We start from the raw sequence: 1,667 nt of genomic DNA, 5'->3' as shown, positions 1-1,667 counted from the left end.
CTCAGATATACTATTAATTTAATCTTTCCTATCATTTAGTTTTTTTTTCTGTAAAACCCCTTACCACTACTTTTAGGGATTTCACAGAAAAAAAATTATATGTAGCTTTGCCATCAATAATCCAATAGCCTAAATCCTGAATTATCCCACCTGAATCTGTTTGAGACAGGTGCCTATCATTTCCTAATACTTTTTGTTTGTTGCTAACATTCATGTTGAGGTTTTTCATCTATCGAAGAAAGATACTTTTACCTTTAGCTAATTTTATGATGCATTGTTCAGAATAAAAAAGTAAATTGGGAGAGAATTTAGAAATGGTCTAAAGTAAAATAAGTAAAATTGCTTAAGAGCACTTGTAGTAATACATGAAGCAATATACGCTTACCAAAAGACCTGTAGATTTTTATCTAAACCATTATATCGAGTTGGTATACGCTATAGTTACACTTCTTTGAGTTCTTTAATTATACGCTATCTCTCTCGGTATGGGACAAGTTACCTTGGTGGCGGTTCCCAAATCATTATCGCACTTCTTGCATATACAATGTGGTAAATTTTACCCAATTCAGGCTCGTTTACTTGCTTCATTTGATTTATTTGAATTAATACTGTAGTCCATAAAACGACTATTTGATTTTATTCTATTTGCCTTAGTAGTCATATAAATCAATCAGGACTTCTTGAATTCGAGCAATTCGAGGGGTTAACTAATATGCTCTAAATTCAAAAATTGAGCGGTAGAAATAGTTATAAAAACAAAAGGATTTATACAATCTTATCTCCTAAACGGTTTTCTATCGATTGATTTTGGATAAGGTTTTACCCAAGCTAAGTATTGAGTAAAAGATGAGCAAAAAATATGAAGAGCAGTAATTTTTTTGAGGTTGTATTCTACGACCTCAGTATAACCGTTTTGCCTAAGTTTTCATGAATTGATGTTAATCCAATTTTCAAAGTTAAACCCACCAAATAAATACCATGAACACTAATATGTTAAACCTACTAATTTCACTATTACTTCCTGCATTCGTAGCATTTCTTTATGTTAGCTACAAATACAACCTTTATGTGCACAAACGATTAGTTTCGCACAATCATTGTCCTGTATGCTCGCAGAATTACGGCACGCGCGTAAAAACACCTTTCCTAATGAGCAAGTTTAGAGAGATGAAAGGAATTCAGGTAAAATCTTACAAGTGCCTTTCATGCAAGTCTGTATTTTTTGTTAAGGAAGACCTAAAAGCTGAGGAGACGTATACACAGAAGGGTTAATGATATTTTATGCATTTACCTACTAAATTTAGGAAAATTCGAAGGTGGCAATTAAGCTTAACTTGAGTTTTGTGTAGTCCGCTATGAAAATATATATTCAGAAGTCTGATATCTTCTGAACAATAAACCTGTGCCTTAGCAGCACGCTTTGCGCTTATTCTATGTCAATTAAAGCGTATTTAGCTTGGTAAGGCAGTTGATTAATACTAGTACAAAACAATTGCATCTAAGTAAAGAGACGTCATTAGTTAAGAGTAAAGCTGTTATTGTATCATAATCAAAAGGTTACCCTCAACTTTTACCTTTGAGATTAAATAAATAGTATATCTGAGGCAAAATTTAACTATAACCTTTTGATTATGAATATCTTTGAACAACCAATATACTATTAACCT

Annotated in this window: 1 protein-coding gene; it reads left to right on the top strand. The window is 32.1% G+C overall.

Annotation, left to right across the window (positions count from 1 at the left end; genetic code table 11):
• The first annotated feature begins 990 nt into the window (after positions 1-990).
• Entirely contained in the window at positions 991-1,272 is a 282-nt protein-coding gene (locus tag ACOVQ4_RS13290; protein WP_421821119.1) for a hypothetical protein, read from the top strand.
• Positions 1,273-1,667: the final 395 nt, after the last annotated feature.

The organism is Flectobacillus sp. (genome assembly GCF_049240685.1).
Lineage (GTDB): Bacteria > Bacteroidota > Bacteroidia > Cytophagales > Spirosomataceae > Flectobacillus.
Note: the sequence above shows the minus strand (reverse complement) of the source record. Positions and strands in the feature narration are given on the sequence as shown.